Consider the following 22,729-nt stretch of genomic DNA (forward strand, 5'->3'; position numbering starts at 1 on the left):
TGGCTGCATTCTGAGACAGAACTACGGGTCTACCATCGACTGTAAATACCAGAGTATAACCTTGCAACTATTCAGAAGAGTCCTCAGTAGCTGATAGCATAATTTGAATGTGTAGATAATTGATAGTAATCAATATTATATCTATTCATATCTACCATTACCTCTTGAAATATCCTTCAAAAAGCCCCCAAATTATTTTCTGTAATTCAGGTAATGGAATAGCATAGCCGTTCCGTCTCGATCCTCCATTATCGCGTTCAATCAGCTCCAATGGGCAACAAGCACCACGATTAGATTTGAAGAAAATAAGGCTATCAGGCATTTTAACTGGATTGGGTAAACTTGCTCTCGCAATAACCTTCACCTTGCGAGCCCAAGGGAAAGCCAGATTATTCGTGATTTCTGCCTTTTCCGAAACAGGGGCGACCATATGAGTCAAATAGGTACCCTTGTATCTGTTAATATTCACAGTCTGAAATAGTAGTAAGATATCGTCTATATGAGGCTTACTGGCTCCTTTTTTAGCGGAATAAAGTAAGAATGCCTTTTTCTCAAACTAGACTTTATACGTATACACTAGTCAAACACAAAGTTTCTTTTTGAAAGATACTCAGTAGCGATAGATACATGATTTAGAAGATATACTTTAACAATACGTCAGCGTCAAACAAGCCTTAGGGCTGCAAAGGGGTTGTCATGTCCGAATCCCGCACGAGCAACAGGTACTGAAAATAACTGGTCATGGGCAGAGTCGGACTAAATTCCAGCTTTTGCGGCATGGCAGCCCCGTACGTAATGCGAATTGGCGTCTGGCGGGCGAACGAGCCCGGCCGATCCAGGGCAAAAAGTGTTACCGAATGCGGATTGGTGATGGGTCTTATCGTAGCGATACCTTCCGATTTCATCAACTCACTGTCATTGTTAAACTTGTCGACCCGGGTAAACGCTTTGCCTTTGTCCTGCAAAAAGGGCGGCATAAACTTGGTGGGGGTCATGGTATAGCTGTCCAGGTAGCTAAATGTGATCGAAACGATTTTGTCGTGCAAATACAAATCTGACTCTTTTACCTGACAGGCAAAGGGCTTAACTCCAACCTTCAGTGGACTTTGCAGCACGTGGAAAAAGCCCCAGAACCCGTATAGCTTTTCCTGCTTAAGACTGGGCAGAATTGCTTTGAAGTTTGTGAAAATGGTTACTTCACGACTCCGGATGGCCTTCAGATAAACCACATTAGCCAATAGGTGGTGAAGGGCTTCAGCATCCTTACCCCAAAATCTAGTAGTGGCCGCGTCATTCGATGTCCAATTGGCAAGCCACCTAAGAGCCGTATTGGCGGCCACGCTGTCTGGACGATCAGGGGTTAACTGCGCAATCAGCGAATCGGCCAGGGGTTGCGTCGACGGGTTGCGTTCGTGTTTGCCGAGCAATTCCGACAGGTGTTCAGCCACCAGGGTCTTGTCTTGAATCCGGTCAATGCCAACAAACTGAATCTGGCGACTTTTAGGTAAAGTCTGGTTTAAATCGCGGATGGCTTCGATTTTGTGCCGATACTCTCTATTGGCCCATTGCGCCTGTTGCGCTACCCAAAGCCGAAAAACTTTTGTCAGTGTAGCCTCATTCCCCGTTGCCAGGTACTGATTTAGGTAATGAGCCTGACTGGCATCAACTTCGGCAATGTAATACCGAACGCCAACGCGCTTGTTCAGATGGGTCAGGAGACGTAAATCGACTTCCTGGGGCTTCGCGATCCCGTGCGATTCGCCCAGCAGAAAGAGTTGATTCTGGTAAAAAGCTTCGTCGAACAGGTGAAATTCATCCGCCTTACCGGTTAAAATTTCTTCGTGGGCCAGACTGGCGTAGTTGACCGAATCCGTTTGGGCAGTTGCCAGATTCTTGATCGAGAAAACAAGAGCCAGACAGAAAACGATACGTAGCGAAATAGACATGATACAAGAGGAAGGAAAAGACTGATTCATTATGTTTAATGGGCAGGAGTAGCTTAACGGATGGCCACCAGACGGCCAGGGCCACTCATGGGTTGCTGCGTGGACAGGGTCACCGAATGCGTCGTTACCTCAACATTATTGGTTACTCGTACCTGATACGAACCGTCAGGCAAGTCACTTACTGTCAGCCGTATGCGGGCCACTTTCTCTCTTTTTGCCATCCGTTGGGCAAACAGCACTTTGCCCTGAGCATTCACGAACTGAATATCGACCGCACCGGTCGCTTCTTTGTCGACGGCGATCTGAAGTTTGCCTTCTGCGGTGGTGTACATTCCCGTTTTGTAGCTGGCCACCGTGGCAGGGCGTCCACCAGAATTAGTGTCAGCAAATGAAGCAGAGAACGTAGCGATGGTTAAGGAAAAGGCAATGACGAGGGGATTGATGAGCGCTTTCATGATCTATGTGTTTTGTGATTAATGATCTGTTTTGATAGGTCAAAGGTCGGCACACGCCACAGGAAGCCCTGTCACAAATGAGTCAATCGCTGGCACTTTTGGGAATCACTGCCTTAAGATGAATAAAGAGGCTATTTGTGAGGAATAGCCTTGTACATACCCCGACTGCCCCAGTCAGGCGAACACATCTCCAGAACAACAAGCAGCCAGGTGCCGATGCAGGCTCGTCAATCTGTGCTATTCTTCCGCTCAAACGAGCTATTTCTCCGCCGATATACCCTGCACCTTTGTGCTATCAAACTGATCTGAAAATCAGGCTAACTAAAAAAATACAGTCATGTCAAACGTAGTTTTTATCACCGGTGCATCGAGAGGATTTGGTAAACTTTGGGCAGAATCCTTTTTAAAACGCGGTGACAAAGTAGCTGCCACCGCCCGCAATGTAGCCGCGCTGGACGATTTGGTGGCCCAATACGGTAATAATATTCTGCCCGTACAACTGGACGTAACCAACCGCGATGCCGTAAACAAAGCCGTCAACGAAGTAGCCGCACAGTTTGGCCGTATCGATATCCTGATCAATAATGCGGGCTATGGGCTGTTCGGTACGGTAGAAGAAACCACCGAAGAACAGGCAAGGGCCCAAATGGAAACTAATTTCTTTGGACTGCTCTGGGTTACACAGGCCGTATTGCCGGTGATGCGCGCCCAGAAAAGCGGCCATATCATTCAGGTATCCAGCTTTTTGGGCCTCACTACCCTACCCATGCTTGGCCTCTACAACGCATCCAAATTTGCCGTAGAAGGACTGAGTGAAACCATTGCCAGCGAAGTGGCGCATCTGGGAATCAACGTTACACTCATTGAGCCCAACGGCTATGCTACGGAATGGGCTGGCAATTCGGCGATCCAGACCACTGCCGATATTACCGATTACACGCCCGTACGGGATGCTTTTGCTGAAGCAGGCGAAAATCCGGAGGGCTGGGGCAAACCAGAAGCCACCGTGGCGGCCATCCTGAATGTGGTCGATAGTCCCAAACCACCCCTCCGCTTGTTGCTGGGCAAAGTTGCCTATCAGGGCATGAACCAGGTCTATACCCAGCGCCTGAAAGACGTTGAAGACTGGAAGGCCGTGAGTCTGGCCGCCCACGGTCATTGATCCGGAAAAAGAGAAGCCGTTAAAGTTGTAGATTTGACCGCGATTTCACTGGTTTTCCCTAAAAATGCCTGATCATGAAACACTATAAAACACTCAGCGATCTGCACAAAGGCAACGGCTGGCCCCCACCCGAACACCCGCTTTTCAGCGTCATCCAATGCCAGGGCAACTGTCCGCTGGGCGATCGGGAATTTACCAGTGACTGTTACATGATCGGCTTCAAGAAGATAAAAGCCGGGGTTATTCTCTACGGCCGAACGCAGTACGACCACACGAATGGGTCGATGATGTTTGTAAAGCCCCGGCAGATTATCGAGATGAAGAATCTGGAATTTGAAGAAAAAGGCTTCCTGCTGCTCATTCACGAAGATTACCTGAGTGGGCATGAGTTGCACCACGTCATGCCGCAATACGGCTACTTTGACTACGAAATCAACGAAGCCCTGCACCTTTCCCCAAAAGAAGAAGCTGTTATCTGGGAACTGTACGACAAAATAAAAGCGGAATACGATAACAATCCCGACGAGTATAGCCGGGAAATTATCCTGAGTCATATTGGGTCGGTATTGATGTATTCGCAGCGCTTTTATAAAAGGCAGTTCATGAACCGTACCGACATGTCGGGGAAAACAGTGACCCGGTTTAACGATGCATTGGACGCTTATTACGGCAAAGGGTATTTGCAGACCAATGGGTTGCCTTCGGTGAATTACATTGCCGAAAAACTAAATATATCGTCTCGCTACCTGAGCGATCTACTCAAACAGGAGACCGGAAAAACGGCCATGGACCTTATTCATATTTCGCTGATTTCCGAAGCGAAAAACCGGTTGAGGGACGGTCGCCGGGGTGTGGCTGAAATAGCGTACGAGCTCGGTTTTGAGAATAGCTCTTATTTTACCCGCTTGTTTAAAAAGCAAACCGGTATGAAGCCATTGGAATTCAAAAAATTGAGTCTGAACTAGTCAACATAGATACGGGACATTCGTTCGCAGAATGTCCCGTATCTATGTTAGACCCTATCCCTTTCAATAGTTTTATATCTACGCACAAGGGCACGGATAGCCTTACCCTGCTCTTTAGTCTACATCCAGACGCTGTCCCGAATTTAATTCTGTTGCTCCGTATTGAAGACCATGATCAACAGAGATAGGCCACAGGCAGTCCAGCCGTGCTTAGTTATAAGCCGCCAGCCATTTGGCTTTGGTCGCAGCGCGGGCATCAATGAATTCTTTATCCGTACCCTGGGCGATGGCATCCAGCGGGAAGCGCAACGGACGGCTTCCTTTTGGCATATTGACCAGTTCCAGAATGCCGTCGGCAATGGTCTGTGGGTTCATCTTAAACTCAACCATTTTCCCAAATAACGATTGCCCAATAGCGTTGAACTTCTGGGTGGCTGCTTCGCCATATTCAGCAATGATTTCGGCCTTATCGGCGTTAACGCCCACTTTGACGCCGGTATTCATTTCCGTTGGGTAAACCCCGGACTGAACGCTGACGTTTTCGATGCCGTACTCACGTAGCTCATCCTGAATTCCTTCCGTAATTGTCTCCACGCCAAATTTGGAGGCCATGTAAGGAACCATAAAGGGTAAGGTATGCCCGCTGGCTCCGGTGGTGATGTTAATGATCAGACCATTTTTGGCTTTCCGCATGCCTGGTAATACCGCCTGATACGTCCGTACAACACCGTAAAAATTAACCTCGAACATCGCCCGAATCTGATCCAGCGAATAGGCCTCCAGTAACCCAAAGCCCGATACGGCCGCATTGTTGACCAGCACATCGATGCGGCCATGTTTTTCAAGGGTTTGCGCAATAGCATTTTGCACAGACATGTCATCGGTGACGTCGATCTCAACGACGTCTATATTAGGAATAGCCGCCAGTTCGTTGGCAACGAGTTGATTTTTCCCTTGGGTGCCGCGCATACCGGCAATAACGGAATGGCCGGCGCTGGCCAACGTGAGGGCCGTTAATTTACCGAATCCGGTGCTGGTGCCTGTGATGAATATGACTTTTGACATGGTTTGTAGTTGTTAGTATTCGTGCTGTTTGCACCATGCAAAAGTCCGGCAATTACCCTGCCTGTCCATTGATCTTTCGTAAGAAAGAAATTGATCCAGATCAAGTCCAAGGCACCTGTCCGCTGGTCATTTTCTGGCCACCTGGCCTCTGACCCGGCTGAGGGTTTCGGGGGTCATGCCCAGAAACGAAGCAATCATACTTTGCGGAATGCGCTGAGCGAAAGCGGGATAAGTCTGGACAAAATGCAGGTATTTTTCTTCCGCTGTATAACTGATGGCTGCCTGTATGCGGTTTTGGGAGACCACGAAACTTTTCTGAAGAATCGAGTTGATCATCTCGTTGAAAGCCGGAATCTGCTGCGCGATTCGCTGGAAATTCTCCTGCGTAATCAGCACGACATCACTGTCTTCGATGGCGTCAATATTGAACCGCGAAGGCTGGCCGGACAACAGGCTTTCCCGATCGCCGATCCACCAGTTCTCAATGGCAAAGCTGATGACGTGCTCCTGATCCTTTTCATCGACGGCGTACAAGCGCAGGCATCCCCTGGCAACAAAGGCATTATACCGCCAGACGTCGCCTTCCTGAAGCAGATACTGCTTTTTACGCAGCTTTTTAAGAATGCTCATTGTGCCTATCCATTCGGCTTCAGACTCGGATAAGGGAATTCGTTGCCGAATGTAGTGTGTAAAAAGATCGAACATGACGCTATAAAAGCCGGTAATGCCTTACTAACCGGTTCCGTTGGCAAAGAACGGTTATTTTACAACCGAATGACAGACGGTGGCAGGCCACTTCCTTACGCTTTTTATACAGTCGGGGTCGCTAAAAGCATCTTCGAGCGGCCCGGCCATACCAAGCAAAGCAAGCCAGGAAACTCCTTTCGGAAAGCCAATGTTGCAGATAAGCCAATGCCTATTAATTCCGCATTGAGTTACTTTTGCAACAGCCACGGCGATTATAAAATCAAAACCACAACGTTATGTCCTTGAAATCTGAGGAAGACCTGATAGGTATGCAACAGATTAGTCACCTTGTTGGCTCAACCCTTAAGCATATGCAAGCGTATGCCCGGCCCGGGATGTCGACGCTTGAGCTGGATCAATATGGGGGACAACTGCTCGAACTGCAGGGTGCCCGTTCGGCCCCTAAACTTACCTATGGCTTTCCAGGCTGGACCTGCATTAGTTTAAATGAAGAGGTATGTCATGGTATTCCTTCGGCCAAACGCCTTCTCCAGGAAGGAGATTTGGTCAATATTGATGTCTCGGCGGAACTGAATGGCTACTGGTCAGACAATGGAGGATCGTTCGTTCTGGGCCAGGATATTCATCAGCACAGTGACCTGGTGGAAACCTCAAAGCGAATTCTGGCGAAAGCCATTAGCCATATTCGAGGGGGCGTACAAATAGCCGAGATCGGGCGTTTGATTGATACGGAAGCCAGACGAAGCGGCTACCGAGTCATTAAAAATCTGGCTGGGCACGGAATAGGCCGGAGCTTGCATGAAGAACCGCTTGAGATTCTATGCTATTATGATCGGTCCAATAAAACGCGTTTCCGAACGAACTCGGTTGTGGCCATCGAGACGTTTCTATCCACTAAAGCGACGTATGCTCAGGAGAAAGGAGATGGCTGGACACTAATAGCCAGGGATAGTGTTGCTGTGCAGCACGAACATACCATTGTCGTTACGGATAAGAAACCAATCATCCTGACAGCGGCCAATCAATTATGGAACTAAAACCGGCTCTTCTCCGGTGCGGCAACCCATCAACGTTAAATCATAAGAGCCTCCACGTCAATGCGACCTGGAGGCTCTTTGTGTTAGACTGGATACTGCCATTCCCCCCGATAAGCCCGGCTCAATAATTTATTAGCCTCGGGATCATTTGGAATGCCTGTTCCATCCCAGGCGACACTTCGGCCAAGCTTCATGGACAACATACCCAGCAGGGCCATGTTGGTGGAACGATGCCCGATTTCGATGTCGCAAACGGGTAATTTATTACTTTTGATACTGCTCAGAAAGTTGGCCCACAAGAGGGCAATATTCTGATCGTCGGGTTTATCCAGCTGGGCATCCTGGTGAATGACCGGCTTTTTGGGATCTGAGGGGTAAAAGGTCCAGCCATCCAGCCAACCCATGTGGAACGTGCCCTCGGTTCCGTAAAAATAGACGCCGACTGCCTGCTGCGGATGAGTTTTTTCGGCCATATTACCGGCAAAGTTTCGTTGTTCCCAGATGGCCGTAAAGTTCTCGAACTCATAAGTAGCGACCTGGTGATCGGGGGCGTCGGTGCTGTCTTTTTTGATGGCGCGTCCGCCCGTCGAATAGACCTTGCGCGGGTGTTTTTCTTCCGTACACCACAGTATCTGGTCGAGCCAGTGAATGCCCCAGTCGCCGAGGGTGCCATTGGCATAGTCCAGAAAATTACGCCAGCCTCTGGGGTGCATGACCGGGTTATAGGCCCGCAACGGAGCCGGTCCGCACCACATGTTCCAGTCCATTTCTTTAGGCGCTTCGGCGTCGGGTGTGGGCTGTCCCGCCCCGCCGGGGTAATACACAAACGCCCGTGCCATACCAATCTGACCTGCCTTTCCAGACCGCAGAAACTCTCTGCCGGATACGTTGTGGGGCGATACCCGCCGGTGCATGCCGACCTGGCAGATACGCCCCGTTTGCCGGGCCGTTTTCACCATCGCTTTCCCTTCGTTGATGGTATGGCTGATGGGCTTCTCCACATAGACATGGGCCCCGGCTTTCATGGCCTCGATGGCTACGAGTGGGTGCCAGTGGTCGGGCGTAGCAACAATAACAATTTCGGGCTTCTCGGTCGCGATCATCTCGCGATAGTCCCGGTATAACTTTGGCTGATCGGCGGTTAGTTTACTGAGTTCTTCGCTCGTCTTCTTCAGCTGGCGCGTATCCACATCGCAAAGCGCGACAATTTTCGATTCACCCGCCTGCACCGCGCAACGGAGAATATTACCACCCCACCAGCCAGCACCTACAACGGCTGTCCGGTATTTCTGAGCGGATTTACGGGTAATGAACGCCCGAACATCAACGGGATCGGTAATGAGCGAGGCACCGGCAAGCGCAGACGTTTTCAAAAAATCAGTACGATTCATCAGGTAAGAAAGAGTAAACGTTTTGACGTTGAGACAAATCCTGGAGCGTCCCTATCCAATCAAAGCATCCTTTGCCCGTTATTTACCATTCATGAGTGACCCAGAGTGGCCATTAGTGGCTTGCCAGCCAGCGCCTGGATGAGCAAGCCGGTAACCACAATAAAATAGACCGCTGCTACGAAAATAACCTGACGCGGTTGACGGGCGATATAGTAGCCAAACAGCGGAATGAGCTGTAGCGCATGCATCCCAAAAAAATGAGCCACCCGCAGGTCGCCATACCGAACACTCCAGTTAAGCACCGGCAAACCCGGCCCGCCATCGGGTGCACCGACCGTGTGGGATAGCCTACTCACCATCATAAATCCCTGGAAGGCAAAAAGCACAAACAGGGTTATTCCTAATCGGATGCCCCATAAATAGGCCGGGCTGAGAGCCGTTGTGTCGAGCCGAAAAAAGAGATATCCGATATAGGCGGTCCAGACGGTAAAAACCGTGATGGCTATGCCCATCACACCAAACAAAAGACCATCTGTTGGCGTCGAGGCATTAAAATGGGACAATTTGCCGCGAGTAGCCTGCCAAATGATGATGCCCAGTTCAATGGCAAAGACAACAACGACCATCCAGGAATACGCCTGTACATGCCCTTTTTGAGGAAGTTCGGCCATGTACCAGGCCATTGTCCAGCATAGAATACTGGTAGACGCCAGGAATTTCATAGGTTTTATGTACGCGTTGACGCCCATTACCTGTGTCGGGGTAATCAGTACCAGCACAGCACAGATGAGCACGCCTGCCATACAAACCCAGCCTAACTGATAGAGAACGGCATTGCGCGCCTGAAGAGAGATTAATAAGGCTGACATGGGGATTTTGGTTTTAGCGTAATTAAACAGATATCGTTCGGGTCCGTACCGTACGAATCAGCCAGTACAGCAACAAGCCTACCGGACCCAGCATAAAGCAGAAAAACAGCGGCAGCACAATCAGCCAATGCGGAATGGCCTTCTCCTGCGCATCACGTACCACCACCGTACCCGCCACCAGGTCGAACGCGAGGTAATGCACCCAACCCGCCAGCATCACGCCATCGCCCCCTTGGGAGAACAGTCGTTTTACACCCGCCAACGTACCAAAAGCACCAAAATCGACCGGGCCACTACCGAACAGATAAAGTACGTAGATGATAGCCAGACAAACCGGAATCAAATACGAATTCATCAGCCATCGGGTCACAAACCAGCGAGGTGCCAACACCATGAGCAACCACTGCGGCAGTACGATCGTACTCGCCAGACTAAAAACGGTTTCGGGAGACATAAGGGTGGGCTGGTTTGTCGTTTATGGTTGGTGGTTTACGGGTTGTGGTCGGCGAAAGCAACTGGTGCGTCAGCCAACCACAACCCGTAAACCCTATTTCCCCACCTTCGCCTGGCCCAAAACGCGGAGCAAATTACCACCCCAGATTTTGGCGATATCGGCTTCGGAATAGTTTCGGCGTACCAGTTCGACCGTCAGGTTTTCAATTTCGCTCACATCTTCGAGGCCATTGACGCCCCCGCCCCCATCGAAGTCAGAACCAATCCCCACATGGTCGATACCGACCAGCTTAACGATGTGGTCAATGTGATCGACAATATCCGACAGGCTGGCTCGCTCCGATGCGTACACTTTGGAAACAGAATCGCTCAGGGCGGTCATGCGGGCTTCCATTTCGGGCGTCACCACCTTTCCGACCCGCGCCATCCGAATTTTGGTCTTGGCCGCCCGGTTGGCATCCGATGGCTTTTTCAAATAATCACTCACAAAATTTACCTGGACCACACCCCCTTTGGCTGCAATAGCCTTGATCATGTCGTCGGTCATGTTGCGGGGAAAATCGCAGATGGCGCGGCAATTGGAGTGCGACGCGATAACGGGGGCTTTCGATAAGGCCAGCGCATCATAAAACGTACTGTCGGCCACATGCGACACGTCGATCAGGATACCCAGTCGATTCATTTCCGGCACCACCTGTTTACCAAAGTCACTCAGGCCCCCATAGATGGGGCCATCGGGGTCGGTCGATGAATCGCCGATGAGGTTATTGGCGAAGTGCGTCAAGGTCATGTAGCGGCAACCCAGGTCATAATACGTTTTGAGCATCGACAGATCCTTGCCAACCGGGTAGCCATTTTCCATACCAATAAATACCGCCCGTTTGCCCGCCTTTTTTATCCGGTAGGCATCGGCCGGCGTAGTGGCCAGCTCGGCCATATCCGGGTGTTGTTTCAGGGCCTGATGAATCAGGTCAAATTGATTCAGGGCGTTTCGTTTAGCCTCGGCATGGCCTTCGTCCGTGCGTGGCCCCTGCGAGGTGTACACGGCAAAAAACATGGCGTCCATACTCCCCTTCTTCATGCGGGGAAAGTCGATCTGCGACCCGTCGCGCTTGGTATCGTGCGAAACGCCTACGTCAAACCCCGGCTTCTGCATCATGATGGGTGCATCGGCGTGGGTATCGAGCGTTAAAACGTGCTGGTGTATCTTACGGGCTTTTTTGGTTAGCTTATCGTCATCGCCGGGCGACTCAGGCGTAAAGGCGCTCAACGCAAGTAGGGCTGACAGGAAAAGAGGGAGCATAGAGAATCAGGTTGTTGCAAAAAAAAGACGTTCTCTCGAAACTACACATTGCCCGCTGGAATATCAAACTTTCGGCTGAAACGTGCTGTTATCCCACTACCTTTATGCTTCTAATTTAGAATGATAGAGTGATTGAATGAACGGTCCGCCGTCGCGGTGAATAGCTGACGCAAAATTGATTCAATCACTCTATCATTCACTCATTCCATTATGTCCGTCGTACCTTACAAAGATAAAGACACCTCCAAGCGGGAACAGGTCGCAGAAATGTTCGACAGTATTTCGCCCAAATACGATCTGCTAAACCATGTGTTGAGTGGCGGAATCGACATTCTGTGGCGCAAACGAGCCATCCGTGAGCTGAAAAAAGCATCCACCAAACCGCCCAAACGTATTCTCGACATAGCGACCGGCACCGGCGATTTTGCCCTGGAAGCCCTCGTCCTGAAACCGGAGAAGATCGTTGGCATGGACATTTCGGAAGGGATGCTGGCCGTTGGCCGCGACAAAATGAAAAAGCGTGGCGTCGATCAGATCATCGAGATGCGGTCCGGTGATTCAGAAGGATTACCGCTGCCAGACAATGATTTCGACGCTGTCATCGTTGCATTTGGTGTGCGCAATTTCGAGAACCTGCTTAAAGGGCTGACCGATATGCACCGCGTTACGCGCCCTGGTGGTATGTGCGTGGTCTTGGAGTTCTCGAACCCGCGCCAGTTTCCTTTTAAACAACTATACGGTTTTTACTCCCGTACCATCCTGCCGCTCATTGGGCGCGTAGTGAGCAAAGACTCCTCGGCATATACCTACCTGCCCGAATCGGTGCAGGCGTTCCCCGACGGTCCCGACTTCCTACAAATCTATGAGAAGGCCGGATTCAAAAATACCAAATGGATACCGCTTACCTTCGGCGTTGCGTCAATTTACATCGGCCACAAGCTGGCTTAACCAGTCCGGGCCAGCCAGAGCCGGGGCAAATCACTGTAGGCCAGCCTATGATTAACTTTACTGCCCGTTTGCCCGTTCGGCTGGCGCTGGCTGTGTTGCTTTTTAGTCTTGTCTCGGTCAGGACACAGGCGCAAACCAGCTACAAGTACGTGCGCAAGCACCTCGAACGCTACGACGACAAAACGATTCACTATGGCTTCTTCTTCGCCATGCCCGTTACCCGTTTCAGCGTCACCTACAGCCCGGCGTTCCTGACGGCCGATTCGGCCTCCCGAATTTATTCGCCCAATAAACCGGCGTTTCGCGTCGGTTTTGTGGTGAACACCTATTTGAGCAAGCATTTCGATTTACGGCTGACTCCGTCGGTATCGTTATTCAGTCGTGAAGTACAGTACGACTATCCGGGTGGCACCTCCAAAACAGAAACCCGCGAATCGACCTGGATTGACTTACCGCTTCTGGTCAAGTACAAATCGGAACGACGCAACAACAGCCGGATGTATTTGCTGGCGGGGGGCGCGTTCAGCATCGAAAGTAACGTACGCAAGCAAGAGGCTCAGGGCGTCAATAAGCTTAGCACGGGCACGATGGATTTTTCTATTGAATATGGCATTGGCTTCGAACAGTTTTTCGAGTATTTCAAGTTTGCCCCCGAACTCCGGTTCTCGCACGGCCTGGTCAACTTGTATCGGCCAACCAACAATATGGCCGGTATTGGCATCAACCGGCTCACGACACACTCGGTGACCTTGTACCTGAATTTTGAATAAAGCGAACGCCCTTGTCAATCAGCGGATTAAAAAAAAGTTTAACTTTTTTTGGCCTCAGGCTTGCATAAAGGCGATTTAGGCTCTTATATTTGCACTCCCAAACGACAACAATCGCAAAGGGAAAAACAAGAAAAAGGGAGTTTAGCTCAGCTGGTTCAGAGCATCTGCCTTACAAGCAGAGGGTCGGCGGTTCGAACCCGTCAACTCCCACTAGTGAAAATCAAGCACTTATCACTTTTGATAAGTGCTTTTTTCTTGTTAGGTACAGCGCTAGGTACAACAAAAGTTGCGCTACTCATTTACGGGCATGAACAAGGACTAATTAAAGCCCTCTCAATTCATATATGTTTATTCCACTAGTAAAGGAATAATTGGTAGTAGCCTAACTGCGTCGAACAAGGTACGTTTGTGAATGGTATTAGAAGATGTTGCCTGCAAGCATTGTGGCCAAACTGGACGAGTCAAACGGTATGGTACAACTCGTGCATGCGTCCAAAGTAGTCAAAAATCGTAGCACAAATGTCATATGCTACGAACAGCGTTAGACAATTGTTAAATTGGCGCCCCTGATCCAATCTGAATCAACCGTTCAAGTGAACGGCCCCAGACCGGCCTTTTAAGTTAACATAGACCGGAGGTGGGACTACCAGCCAACCGTAACTCGTCAAAACCCAGTCAAGGTGCTAATTGACCACAAAAAGTTAGTGGTAGGCGTTACTGCAAGCGCAACAGCAGCGTCTGCTGATTAGCCACAAAATTATACGATGTCCAAGTGTAATACAATTTACTGTATGACACGATATAATATAGGCTATACGCCATCAATGGCCTTCAGGAGATGTATTACAAATGGATAGAGTATATGTTATTAGGGTAATCTAACCGTTTGTTACGATTTGTAACGATAGTGGTACGATTCTGGCCAAGGTCCTAGAGTAACCCCTGATGGCTTAGGATTAGCTGGTTCAGCCACCCCCTAAAGGCAAGAAACGCTTGTTCATAAAGGGGTGCCCATGCTCCACCTAAAAAATTCAGTCAAGGCATCAGCGATTGGCTGAAGTATAGATTGTGTTCGTAGTATGTTGGACAGATAGTAAGTTGTAGTCCAATCAGAAAAGCGTTTTTTTGAGATGTTAATAATTCATATTCTCGCTACTTCTATAAGCCACTTATGATCGTTCCAGGGATGGGTAGTCGGGTGACAAATGCCAACCGAGCTTACAAATCCGTTACTCTACTTAGTCGGATACGTACTTATCCGCTGTTGTGGCCACCGACTGCGGCCTATCTTTGAATCACTTCTGATGCCCTTAAGCGCAACACGCCGTAAAGCCCTCGAGACCTTCCGAACCTGTAATACTAAACTGAGACTACTCAACCCTTATAAATAGAAATTGAGTGACCTATGAAATTCCTGATACCCCTTCTGATAGGAGGAATCTTTTCGTCTGTTTTATCTGGCCTCTTCTTGGTCTCGTATTACCGATTGGTTAATAGGGCCAATAAGACAATTGGAACGATTACCTCGTTTGACCGGAGTGATTTTTTCATACTGCGCCAGCTTTGGGTCCCTATTGTTCGCTTTAAAACGCGTAATAATACCTGGATTGAGCATCAGCCTGACCATTCGGTATTCCATGAACTAAATTACTTTAGCGCTCACCGAGAGGTGACGGTGTATTACCAAGAAGATACCCCCGAAAAATTTGTGATCGAAAGCGGACTAGAGGTCTTTATTAACTGGCTGATTATTATCCTTACTCTGGGAGGTATCGTCTGGTTATTTGGCCAGTAAAGGAGCGTTTTGTTAAGAAACTATTCTAAGATTTACCCTCAAAAGTAAGAGGAACAAAAAGATAAAATAGGCATTCTAAAATAAGGTTACCGCTCACTCTATTTATGATAGAGCTACTTGTCCTATTTACAGGAATAACTACATTAGGCAAGCTTTGACAGATAGACGCTTAATACTACTCTACGCCATGATACAAACTTCTCTAATCCAGCGCATGAACTGGGTCATTATTGCCCTTTTAGTACTCCTCGTCGGCTGTCAGAAAGCAACTGACCCCCTGGTTACCGCAGCCAATCCGGACTGTCAGTTGCAGTCCGAGTCTACCACTAGCAACGGTAGTCTACAACAAGCCACGACGTATGCCTATAATAACCAGGGGCAACTCATCAAGAGCGTACAGACCTCCGCTCGTGGCATCCCTATCACTTACACATATGCCTACGATGCCGCGGGCAATCTGGTTAGTTCGTTGACACAAGGTACCTTGGCCAATATAGACTTTACCAGCACCAGCGCTTATGAATATACGGATGGTCGGCTCACCAAACTAACGGGCCAATCATCGAGCACCGTGCTTACCACCGATAATAGCAGCTACAGTTATGATGGCTCAGGACGCTTGGCCACCTACTACACGAACTCTTCCGATCCAAGCTCCACTGTTCAGAGTTACACCTTTACCAATGGGATACTGACGAGCGGGATCATTAGTCAAAGTGGTCAGGTGGCTAGTCTGACCATTACCAACGGTCGAATCGCTAGTGTGGACTATCCAACTGGGGGACAAAACCGCTTCAGCTATGACGCTACGGGGTATAACGTTCGCCAAGATTCGTTTGATAAGGCCGGCGTGCTTCAGTTGTATATCGTTTCTGAATACAGCCCCACCCCCTACAAGCAAGCCAGCACCCCCTATCAGGTTGTACCCAAGCCAGCGCTTTATGGTAAGACCGACTTACCCCTGTCCCGCCAGGCTATCTACAATGCCGATGGAAGCTTACGGGCGGAAACGCGTTATACGTATCAAGTTAATAGTCAGGGTTATCTTATTAGTTCTAACTACGTAAAGACGCAAACGGGCGTGAGTGGTCAAGGGACTAGCATCACAACTTATATATACACCAATTGTCAATGAGTCGAGCGAATTGTCTGACTGTGATAGCGGCTAAAAGTAGAGGAACCCGCACCGCTCGTTTACTATTTCGCACATTCATTCTAGAGTAACACGACTCGGCTGCCATCGAGGGCTATGCTCTAAGCTGCGTTTATGATACCGTCGAAGCCTGTGCCAAAAGCATTGGCGTTGATCACCAACCCAGATATTCTCTAGAAAGTAACTGCTCTGGACAGAAACTAAGTCAGTCTGGTTAACATATAAGTGATTATACAACAGAAAAGCACATAATGAACCAGACTTGGTTGGAGCCTTGGGGAGCTGTTTCCGAAAGTCAAAAAGCAGCTCTCAAGAATGAGTTACAAGCGGAAGTTACCTTTCATCATCCTTTGTTTGGGCTGCAACTTGAACCTATTGGCAGGAACTTTGCAAACGATGATGTACTGTTTACAGGAGAAGGGAATAAATTAGTAGTTGTCCATTTAACTTGGTCAGGAGCAGGTGATCAGCGATACCCATCAACTGAGTTTTTCGATGCCTGGTCGGAGTTTACTGACAAAAAAATGGTCGTCGATAACCTGGGTTATTAACATAATGGCACTTATACAACAGTTCGTATGCTACTTATGCAATAGATTTTGACTCCTTTATAATAGAGACTTATCGGATGAAAGAAATAATAAGCCGCTGTGTTCGAGCGAGAAATAAATAAACTAGATGTTATTTTACAAGCATTGGGAAAGTGGTTGTTTGGGCTTTGATAAAGAATCAATCTCAAGTAAACTATTATATTTGAAAGCTGCTTTTGCTAAAACAATATGACTAACTTCTGACCATCTACAGGATATTCCCTGAGTGAGATTAACCTCAAGAGCCAGGATAGTCGAATCTTTGTGATACCATAAAGCATTGATACTATCCTCACCAATAGGCGCATCGCGAAAGGTGTACCTCACTTTATGATAAGCGTTTGGAGGTAATTTCCCATAATCATTAGAGAGGTGAGTAATTGCCTGATTCAACGCCCATACCTTCTTATCAAATGTGCCTATATCGTGATACTCATTTTTGGCGCGCTCTGGTTCACGAGATGAACAAGCAACGATTAATAAGAAAAAGCAAGTTTTAAGGCCATGTTTCATTGTTGATGTTGCTTTACATTTCAGGATAAAATACAATTCTTTAAACACTGATTTTCAACATAATAATTGCATTAATTAAAGCTGCACTTATATAAGTGCCATTATGTTATGTGATTTAAGTCTGTTCGCTATAAAAGAAGGGTACTCTCTTAAACAAAGTAAAATACCATTTTAACAAGTTTACCTAAAACCATAAACATGGTTAATAAACAGTTATTTGCATAAATTTAAAATTAGCTAATTTGTGATTAATTCCGTCTTTCGACTGAGCATCTACATCATCGAATTGAACCACAAACCGATCTCCAGCTTGCATTAGCTTTGGCAAACTTGACAAAGATTCATTACCAGTCCAATTGACGAAGGCCACTCGCCGAGTATTTCGGACTAAACTAATTACTGCTTTATTGATAGCTACCTCTGATTTGAGTTGCGGATATCTCTTCTTACTTTCTGGAGTAAGTTTCCCCTTCATATTGAATGTTTTGGCGTCGTGCGGAATCCCTTGGGTGAGATTGACTAGCTTCCCATCAGCTATAAATGTCACATCGTAGCTTAGATTCTTACTCACGTTTTGGGCTAGTAAAGAGATTGGGTTTATAGAAGCCCAAGCCAAAATCATCAACGATAGAATGAGTAAAGGGCGCATCAGTTTAGTTAGTTAAGTATGAAAACTATGCTGATAACGAAGTACTAACCTTATTCTTTCAGAAGAATGTAAGTTTAAACTATAAATTTAGTTAGTGGTAGATTGTTACCTTTATTTTTGTTGTATAAGTGCCGTGGCTGTTGCAAAAGTAGATGCGCTTGCGAAATGGCTCGTTGAACAGGTTATTTTTAGCCACTTTTTGGGCTGGAAATGGCTCACTGTTTATGTTTATTCGATCTGGTTCAGACTTTTGCAACAGCCACTGCCGTTATGTTAACCAATCAGCGAATAAGCGTAAAACCTAGCCAATCTTGAGCATGCTCATACTCGGCTAATAGCATCTTTTCGAGTACTCTATTTCGACTCATAAACTCACGCATGGCTGGTCGGACAACCTGACGCCTGTCATCTGAGCTAGTCAACTGGACCGTCCTTGCTTCCAAGCTCTTTACTTGGGCATAGAACTCCGCATCATAGGGAAATGAGTGCCAATCTTTGGTATAAGACCAATTCATAATGGCCTCGCTGCAAAAGGCTTCGACTAGGGGTTGATTTTGGGCCGTTGGATCATAGTTCGACTGAGCCATACCAGGTTGGTTCAAGTGCCAGATAACACCGCCATTGGGGGCGGTTTCTAATCGTTCAAAGAAGCGGCTGGCGATCTTCATTAAAGCCGGCATTGTCAAAACGGGCTTGGCAGGTGGGATGAAGTGCTTTATAGTGCTGCCTTGGGCTTGCAGATAATAAGCAGCCATGGTTAAGAAATGTCGATTGAACAGGGTATCCTTGGCAATGGCTCGGTGATACGCTTCATTGGCTTGGCTTAGCGTCATCCCGGGAACTAGTAGATGACTTGCCTTCACTGACGAATAGTTGGCAAACACATAGCCTACATAAGCCGAGTGGTTATTAACCAGCTTGGCTAAGCAATACGTGGGTGCTATTGTATCGCCTATAGCCATCAACTGAGATTTCCCTTGATCTAAAGGGAACTGGATAATTTTAAAGGCATGAAGAATTTGTTTGCTTATTTCTTCGACAGTATAAGGCTGGCTAACCCCAACGGTGGGTAAGAGCAAAATCAGCCATAAGCCTATAATACCCGTTATCATCGCTAACCGAATGTTGTATAATCAGAATTATGTTAAGTACTACAGAATGTATGACAAAAACAACCCCTGTCTTACAGCTGTAAGACAGAAGGTGAGGTCAGTAAGTTGATGTTTCTTTGAGCAAAATAAAAGAAGCCGTGCTTCAAATAAGTCCCGAATTAATGAGCAGATACATGACTATTTCTTCGTCTAATACTGGAGCCTATTCATGAACGTTTGTTCGTCTCATTCAGGAGCCTTTGGTGAGACGATTACTTTTAATAACTGTCAACCTTAGTTAGTAGCATACAGATTATCGTTGTTCTCGTACCCACTTCTAAGATCATCAATACGTTCAGCCAAAAATCGTTTGAAGTCAGAATTCTGCTCTTGCTCCAGAACTTGCTCAAAGAGTAGTTTGTACGCCAAGTCGTAATGTCGGATCAAGCCTTGTAAAGCGAATCGTCTGATATAGAAAGGTAGGGTTGGATTCTTAATGGAATCAATAAAAACTTGTTTAGACACCTCGTTTCTTGCCGTTTTTAAGACAATTTTCGAGGCTACTCCTGATTTACTACCTCGTTTTGGGCTTACAATCCAGTCTAATAAAACACGAGTCTGTTGTTGATTTAGTTGGAAGCCTTTGCCCACCCCATTAACTAATCCTTCCAACGCCAGAATGTACTCATAAATCCACTCAGGTTCTTGGGGTAGCGTTTCTGTGATTAAGTCGAAAAGCGGTTGAATGAAAGCCTCCTGATTTACTTCTCTGAGCACCGCTGCAAACCGGTTATGATTCTCAATAAGCAAAGGATGTTTAATTAAATAGACCAATCGTCGAATAAGTCTCTGGTCTTTCTTAACTAAGATTTCCCAAAGCAGGTCGATTCGCTGTGTAACTGATGGCTGCTCATTGAATTGAGCATAGAAATCATCTGTGGTCATATCGTTAGTAAGCTAGAATTGAGGCTCTCTGTTGTCTTGCATGCTAGCCAAAGTACAGAACTTCAAGCTAAATACCGTCTCGCTGAACTCCTTAATTAACGAGCAGACCTTTGAAAGCCCATTCTTCTCACGCGGGAGCCCTTTGAGAGACGATTAGTCACGAGGGTTTGGTCAACTACTCTACTTCTTTTGCCCAGTCGAGTAAAACAGGGTATAGACTAGCTATAGGCTGATCTGGTTTTGTTGCTAAATATAGCTCAGACAACTTTTGCCTATATTCCCGAAACCGAATGTAATGCCGATGGTCCACCATCAGGCGCTCCCGCTGATCGATCAGATAAGCTGCCGTTTTCGCATCATACTGATCCTGCACATAGAGACAAAATAAAGCATGGGTCATATATTCGTTAAAGATGGCTTGGGGTGTGCCATAATTATCGGTGTCCCCACCAGCTTGGGTCCAGATGGAGCGATTGACAAAAATCGAATCGATGCGACTTCGAAACCGCGAAGTCGTTGGATTGACGTAATTGTGGTCAATCTCGGTAAAGACAACACCTGAGGCCAGCCCTTGCCGCTGTTGTTGGCTTAATTCGCTCCGATCTAAATAAGTGGAAGGCCCATTGACAAACATAACAGCCTCACGGTAATAAGTATCATTTATATAGCGACCGTATTGTTGGGTGCTGTGTGAACCGCCGATCAGGGGGGAAAACACTATTCGATAGCACGCAAAGCGTTGCGGAAAGCGGGTTTCTAGCCAGTTCCACATGGTGCGAACTGGCATCAGTTCTTTTTGCTCTCCAATCAATTGTTGGTAGTAGGGCAACTGACTCTTGTAAAAAGCTCGGTAACCTGACCGCTTAGCAAAGTCCTCAATCTGGGGAGCCAGTTGCTTGAAGAGACTGTTAAACGTGCTCCAATCCCTCCCCATTACGTAATAATGGGGGCCCTTCCATACCAACTTGTCCTTCTCAAAATGATACGCATAACTGTTCTCTCGAAAATCATAATAATTACCGAAATTATCGGCAATCTGATTGATCGAGGAGATGACGGGGTGATTAAGAAAGGGCTTAAAGTGGGCGGCAACTCGCTCGTAATAAGGGCCGGATCTAGGTAGGCTCGCGCTCTTTTGGCCATGATCCGAAAGTATCCATAGGATATTAGCCAGTTCAAATACTTCAGGAATGTCAACCTCTGCTTTATTGGTATGCGCTCGAACGTATTCATCGTCAAACTGACCCGCCACTCCATTGAACCGAAGGCAATACATAGCCTTGCCGTCCGGAGAATCCAAGGGTATATAAACCCGTTGTTGGTAGGGCAGATTGGTATAATCAACTCGAATACTATCTTGACCGGTCAACACGATAGCGAAAGCCCCTGGATACCCATCGTTACCAAAATCCACGGTGTCACCAGCCACCGCAGTTAATGGAAAAGGTTTTGATGAATTGGAAGGACGTACCGCGAACTGCTGATTGGATAACTTTATGCTTTTAGGGTAGGTTTGTGTTTTAGGCCCATTTTGTGCGCTGATTATAGTTGGGAAGTAGCAGATTAGTAAAACGGTAAGGACGGTATAATATCTCATGGACATAGCTAATCAACCCTTGTTCTTATGGAATTGTGGTCTAAACCTGTTTTGTAAGTGATGTTGTATTAGCCAAAGTACGAAACTTCAAGCTTATTACCCGTCGACGTTCTATTTCAATTAACGCCCGAATTAATGAGCAGATACATGAATACTTAATCGTTTCAAGTGGGAGCTTATTGATAAACGTTTCCTCGTCTCACGCAGGAGCCATTTAAGAGGTTACTTCTTTGAAAGCAATTTCTGGTAGATTGGCTAACATAAAAGCAGTGGCTGTTGAAAAAGTCAATGGTTGTTCAAGTTCCGTCAGTCAATCGATTGATTCTGGCAAAAAGCCAGTTTGAAACAGGTACATTGCCCAATGAATATTAATGTTGATCCGGGATTTACAACCGCACGGCCGGCCCGCTCCACCGATGCGATGTCGCAGCGAATGGATGTTCACAACATGGTTGATTTATGATGATTATCTCGAAATGGTTTTCTTGCTATTGTCTAATTGGTCTGCTGGTGGTTATTGCTACAGGATGTAAAGACAATACCCCGCCTGCCTCCTACCGACTTCAACACCAAATAAGTAAGGTCATCGAATCACAGTATTCCCCAAGTCCGCTGCTAGCGGGTCATTCCACAAAGCCAGCCATTCTGTACCAAGGCAAGACTTACCACTATGTACTAGGGGTAGAGAAAACCTATCGGTATGATCTTGAAGGCCGACTCATTTATTGGGGACAAAAGGATATTGACCACCCCAACGATCCCTACAGTAAAGAGTATAATTCTTACACGTACTTGGGCGATCGCATCATTCGCTATTTCTCCAATAGCGGTAGCTATGAAACCCTCACCGTCAACTCCAGAGGGTATGCCATTCCAAACGTTTTCTTACAACAGAAAATCGTTTATGAGTATGATAATGACAACTATCTGATTCGAAAATCGACCTCTTACGATGGGTATAACGAGCTAACCACCCGTAGCGTACTGGACGGAAATGTTCGGAAAGAAGTGATTGAAAATAAGTACGCGATATCGACAGCCGAACAGACCTATGACTTGACCCACTCCGCCCTAGCTGATCCGTTGGCCTTGTTCAGGGAAGGGAAAGCAAACCTAAACTTGTTACTTGAGTCCGTAACGAATCATCAATGCGCACAAACCCCGACTTGCTACGGTATCTCCTACCCCTACACCGTTTCGGCCAGCTATACCTATGCGTTCGATAATCTGAATCGAGTAACTCAACAGACCATTGTTAAGATAAATACGAACGAGACTACTCCTGACTTAGTTGTCAACCGGTTCATGTATACCAACTAAACAT

23 protein-coding genes and 1 tRNA gene are annotated in these 22,729 nt (G+C 47.3%); 10 read left to right on the forward strand and 14 right to left on the reverse strand.

Translation table 11 applies throughout. The annotated features are described in order from the left end of the window. Positions 1-157: 157 nt before the first annotated feature. The 3 genes from ACYVAM_RS11345 to ACYVAM_RS11355 all read right to left on the reverse strand — a co-directional run bounded on the left by ACYVAM_RS11345 (position 158) and on the right by ACYVAM_RS11355 (position 2,401). Positions 158-430, reverse strand: a complete 273-nt coding sequence (locus ACYVAM_RS11345; RefSeq protein ID WP_461066943.1) for a hypothetical protein — start codon at positions 428-430, stop codon at positions 158-160. Positions 431-674: 244 nt separating this feature from the next. After that, entirely contained in the window at positions 675-1,946 is a 1,272-nt protein-coding gene (locus ACYVAM_RS11350) for an erythromycin esterase family protein (RefSeq protein WP_461066945.1), read from the reverse strand. Positions 1,947-1,999: 53 nt separating this feature from the next. Continuing rightward, on the reverse strand, positions 2,000-2,401 hold the full coding sequence (locus ACYVAM_RS11355) for a T9SS type A sorting domain-containing protein (protein WP_461066947.1): 402 nt from the start codon (positions 2,399-2,401) through the stop codon (positions 2,000-2,002). A gap of 337 nt (positions 2,402-2,738) precedes the next feature. Here ACYVAM_RS11355 and ACYVAM_RS11360 point away from each other — a divergent pair, with 337 nt between their 5' ends. Continuing rightward, the gene (locus ACYVAM_RS11360) at positions 2,739-3,563 is read left to right on the forward strand and encodes an oxidoreductase (protein ID WP_461066949.1); all 825 of its coding nucleotides are present in this window, start codon (positions 2,739-2,741) and stop codon (positions 3,561-3,563) included. Between the two features lie 74 nt (positions 3,564-3,637). After that, complete coding sequence (locus ACYVAM_RS11365) at positions 3,638-4,528, forward strand: helix-turn-helix domain-containing protein (RefSeq protein ID WP_461066951.1); 891 nt, start codon at positions 3,638-3,640, stop codon at positions 4,526-4,528. Positions 4,529-4,738: 210 nt separating this feature from the next. On the opposite strand, the gene ACYVAM_RS11370 is transcribed toward ACYVAM_RS11365, so the two are convergent. Further along, on the reverse strand, positions 4,739-5,593 hold the full coding sequence (locus ACYVAM_RS11370) for an SDR family oxidoreductase (protein ID WP_461066953.1): 855 nt from the start codon (positions 5,591-5,593) through the stop codon (positions 4,739-4,741). Between the two features lie 126 nt (positions 5,594-5,719). Beyond that, on the reverse strand, positions 5,720-6,298 hold the full coding sequence (locus ACYVAM_RS11375) for a Crp/Fnr family transcriptional regulator (RefSeq protein WP_461066955.1): 579 nt from the start codon (positions 6,296-6,298) through the stop codon (positions 5,720-5,722). 278 nt (positions 6,299-6,576) lie between these two features. On the opposite strand from ACYVAM_RS11375, the gene map reads away from it, so the two are divergent. After that, positions 6,577-7,338: a type I methionyl aminopeptidase gene (map, locus tag ACYVAM_RS11380; RefSeq protein WP_461066957.1), complete on the forward strand. Its 762-nt coding sequence runs from the start codon at positions 6,577-6,579 to the stop codon at positions 7,336-7,338. 83 nt (positions 7,339-7,421) lie between these two features. Here the strand turns inward: map and ACYVAM_RS11385 are convergent, their stop codons facing one another. The 4 genes from ACYVAM_RS11385 to ACYVAM_RS11400 all read right to left on the reverse strand — a co-directional run bounded on the left by ACYVAM_RS11385 (position 7,422) and on the right by ACYVAM_RS11400 (position 11,354). Beyond that, a complete protein-coding gene (locus ACYVAM_RS11385; protein WP_461066959.1) occupies positions 7,422-8,729 on the reverse strand; it encodes a Gfo/Idh/MocA family protein in 1,308 nt (435 codons plus the stop codon). 89 nt (positions 8,730-8,818) lie between these two features. Then, positions 8,819-9,598, reverse strand: a complete 780-nt coding sequence (locus tag ACYVAM_RS11390) for a hypothetical protein (RefSeq protein WP_461066961.1) — start codon at positions 9,596-9,598, stop codon at positions 8,819-8,821. Positions 9,599-9,620: 22 nt separating this feature from the next. Further along, positions 9,621-10,052 (reverse strand): ABA4-like family protein, encoded by a 432-nt coding sequence (locus tag ACYVAM_RS11395; protein ID WP_461066963.1) that lies wholly within the window; start codon positions 10,050-10,052, stop codon positions 9,621-9,623. Positions 10,053-10,145: 93 nt separating this feature from the next. Beyond that, entirely contained in the window at positions 10,146-11,354 is a 1,209-nt protein-coding gene (locus ACYVAM_RS11400) for a dipeptidase (protein WP_461066965.1), read from the reverse strand. 210 nt (positions 11,355-11,564) lie between these two features. On the opposite strand from ACYVAM_RS11400, the gene ubiE reads away from it, so the two are divergent. From ubiE to ACYVAM_RS11430, 6 genes are all read left to right on the forward strand, one after another. Continuing rightward, positions 11,565-12,302, forward strand: a complete 738-nt coding sequence (gene ubiE, locus ACYVAM_RS11405; protein ID WP_461066967.1) for a bifunctional demethylmenaquinone methyltransferase/2-methoxy-6-polyprenyl-1,4-benzoquinol methylase UbiE — start codon at positions 11,565-11,567, stop codon at positions 12,300-12,302. A 47-nt stretch (positions 12,303-12,349) separates the two neighbouring features. Continuing rightward, positions 12,350-13,072: a type IX secretion/gliding motility protein PorT/SprT gene (porT, locus tag ACYVAM_RS11410; RefSeq protein ID WP_461066969.1), complete on the forward strand. Its 723-nt coding sequence runs from the start codon at positions 12,350-12,352 to the stop codon at positions 13,070-13,072. Positions 13,073-13,207: 135 nt separating this feature from the next. Continuing rightward, a tRNA-Val gene (locus ACYVAM_RS11415) sits at positions 13,208-13,282 on the forward strand. A gap of 1,195 nt (positions 13,283-14,477) precedes the next feature. After that, positions 14,478-14,867 carry a DUF3592 domain-containing protein gene (locus tag ACYVAM_RS11420; protein ID WP_461066971.1) on the forward strand — a complete coding sequence of 130 codons (390 nt, stop codon included), beginning with the start codon at positions 14,478-14,480 and terminating at the stop codon, positions 14,865-14,867. A 187-nt stretch (positions 14,868-15,054) separates the two neighbouring features. Next, positions 15,055-16,002 (forward strand): hypothetical protein, encoded by a 948-nt coding sequence (locus ACYVAM_RS11425; RefSeq protein ID WP_461066973.1) that lies wholly within the window; start codon positions 15,055-15,057, stop codon positions 16,000-16,002. A gap of 269 nt (positions 16,003-16,271) precedes the next feature. Beyond that, positions 16,272-16,571: a hypothetical protein gene (locus ACYVAM_RS11430; RefSeq protein WP_461066974.1), complete on the forward strand. Its 300-nt coding sequence runs from the start codon at positions 16,272-16,274 to the stop codon at positions 16,569-16,571. A 135-nt stretch (positions 16,572-16,706) separates the two neighbouring features. Here the strand turns inward: ACYVAM_RS11430 and ACYVAM_RS11435 are convergent, their stop codons facing one another. From ACYVAM_RS11435 to ACYVAM_RS11455, 5 genes are all read right to left on the reverse strand, one after another. Further along, positions 16,707-17,123, reverse strand: a complete 417-nt coding sequence (locus ACYVAM_RS11435; RefSeq protein ID WP_461066976.1) for a hypothetical protein — start codon at positions 17,121-17,123, stop codon at positions 16,707-16,709. A 202-nt stretch (positions 17,124-17,325) separates the two neighbouring features. Beyond that, positions 17,326-17,772: a hypothetical protein gene (locus tag ACYVAM_RS11440; protein WP_461066978.1), complete on the reverse strand. Its 447-nt coding sequence runs from the start codon at positions 17,770-17,772 to the stop codon at positions 17,326-17,328. Between the two features lie 281 nt (positions 17,773-18,053). After that, positions 18,054-18,884, reverse strand: coding sequence for a hypothetical protein (locus ACYVAM_RS11445; protein ID WP_461066980.1), 831 nt, complete (start codon positions 18,882-18,884; stop codon positions 18,054-18,056). Between the two features lie 273 nt (positions 18,885-19,157). Continuing rightward, positions 19,158-19,808 (reverse strand): hypothetical protein, encoded by a 651-nt coding sequence (locus ACYVAM_RS11450; protein ID WP_461066982.1) that lies wholly within the window; start codon positions 19,806-19,808, stop codon positions 19,158-19,160. 175 nt (positions 19,809-19,983) lie between these two features. Further along, positions 19,984-21,405, reverse strand: coding sequence for a DUF4932 domain-containing protein (locus ACYVAM_RS11455; protein WP_461066984.1), 1,422 nt, complete (start codon positions 21,403-21,405; stop codon positions 19,984-19,986). A gap of 459 nt (positions 21,406-21,864) precedes the next feature. On the opposite strand from ACYVAM_RS11455, the gene ACYVAM_RS11460 reads away from it, so the two are divergent. After that, the gene (locus ACYVAM_RS11460) at positions 21,865-22,725 is read left to right on the forward strand and encodes a hypothetical protein (RefSeq protein WP_461066985.1); all 861 of its coding nucleotides are present in this window, start codon (positions 21,865-21,867) and stop codon (positions 22,723-22,725) included. Positions 22,726-22,729 lie beyond the last annotated feature (4 nt).

The sequence above is a fragment of the Spirosoma horti genome, assembly GCF_054776595.1.

What these genes read in the sequence shown, in the direction of transcription:
- map (WP_461066957.1), top strand. Translation starts at nt 6,577, where the DNA reads ATGTCCTTGAAATCTGAGGAAGACCTGATAGGTATGCAACAGATTAGT.
- ACYVAM_RS11360 (WP_461066949.1), top strand. Translation starts at nt 2,739, where the DNA reads ATGTCAAACGTAGTTTTTATCACCGGTGCATCGAGAGGATTTGGTAAA.
- ACYVAM_RS11350 (WP_461066945.1), bottom strand. Translation starts at nt 1,946, where the DNA reads ATGTCTATTTCGCTACGTATCGTTTTCTGTCTGGCTCTTGTTTTCTCG.
- ACYVAM_RS11365 (WP_461066951.1), top strand. Translation starts at nt 3,638, where the DNA reads ATGAAACACTATAAAACACTCAGCGATCTGCACAAAGGCAACGGCTGG.
- ACYVAM_RS11395 (WP_461066963.1), bottom strand. Translation starts at nt 10,052, where the DNA reads ATGTCTCCCGAAACCGTTTTTAGTCTGGCGAGTACGATCGTACTGCCG.
- ACYVAM_RS11420 (WP_461066971.1), top strand. Translation starts at nt 14,478, where the DNA reads ATGAAATTCCTGATACCCCTTCTGATAGGAGGAATCTTTTCGTCTGTT.
- porT (WP_461066969.1), top strand. Translation starts at nt 12,350, where the DNA reads ATGATTAACTTTACTGCCCGTTTGCCCGTTCGGCTGGCGCTGGCTGTG.
- ubiE (WP_461066967.1), top strand. Translation starts at nt 11,565, where the DNA reads ATGTCCGTCGTACCTTACAAAGATAAAGACACCTCCAAGCGGGAACAG.
- ACYVAM_RS11390 (WP_461066961.1), bottom strand. Translation starts at nt 9,598, where the DNA reads ATGTCAGCCTTATTAATCTCTCTTCAGGCGCGCAATGCCGTTCTCTAT.
- ACYVAM_RS11440 (WP_461066978.1), bottom strand. Translation starts at nt 17,772, where the DNA reads ATGCGCCCTTTACTCATTCTATCGTTGATGATTTTGGCTTGGGCTTCT.
- ACYVAM_RS11460 (WP_461066985.1), top strand. Translation starts at nt 21,865, where the DNA reads ATGATGATTATCTCGAAATGGTTTTCTTGCTATTGTCTAATTGGTCTG.
- ACYVAM_RS11400 (WP_461066965.1), bottom strand. Translation starts at nt 11,354, where the DNA reads ATGCTCCCTCTTTTCCTGTCAGCCCTACTTGCGTTGAGCGCCTTTACG.
- ACYVAM_RS11425 (WP_461066973.1), top strand. Translation starts at nt 15,055, where the DNA reads ATGATACAAACTTCTCTAATCCAGCGCATGAACTGGGTCATTATTGCC.
- ACYVAM_RS11355 (WP_461066947.1), bottom strand. Translation starts at nt 2,401, where the DNA reads ATGAAAGCGCTCATCAATCCCCTCGTCATTGCCTTTTCCTTAACCATC.
- ACYVAM_RS11450 (WP_461066982.1), bottom strand. Translation starts at nt 19,808, where the DNA reads ATGACCACAGATGATTTCTATGCTCAATTCAATGAGCAGCCATCAGTT.
- ACYVAM_RS11375 (WP_461066955.1), bottom strand. Translation starts at nt 6,298, where the DNA reads ATGTTCGATCTTTTTACACACTACATTCGGCAACGAATTCCCTTATCC.
- ACYVAM_RS11430 (WP_461066974.1), top strand. Translation starts at nt 16,272, where the DNA reads ATGAACCAGACTTGGTTGGAGCCTTGGGGAGCTGTTTCCGAAAGTCAA.
- ACYVAM_RS11455 (WP_461066984.1), bottom strand. Translation starts at nt 21,405, where the DNA reads ATGAGATATTATACCGTCCTTACCGTTTTACTAATCTGCTACTTCCCA.
- ACYVAM_RS11370 (WP_461066953.1), bottom strand. Translation starts at nt 5,593, where the DNA reads ATGTCAAAAGTCATATTCATCACAGGCACCAGCACCGGATTCGGTAAA.
- ACYVAM_RS11435 (WP_461066976.1), bottom strand. Translation starts at nt 17,123, where the DNA reads ATGAAACATGGCCTTAAAACTTGCTTTTTCTTATTAATCGTTGCTTGT.
- ACYVAM_RS11445 (WP_461066980.1), bottom strand. Translation starts at nt 18,884, where the DNA reads ATGATAACGGGTATTATAGGCTTATGGCTGATTTTGCTCTTACCCACC.
- ACYVAM_RS11385 (WP_461066959.1), bottom strand. Translation starts at nt 8,729, where the DNA reads ATGAATCGTACTGATTTTTTGAAAACGTCTGCGCTTGCCGGTGCCTCG.
- ACYVAM_RS11345 (WP_461066943.1), bottom strand. Translation starts at nt 430, where the DNA reads ATGGTCGCCCCTGTTTCGGAAAAGGCAGAAATCACGAATAATCTGGCT.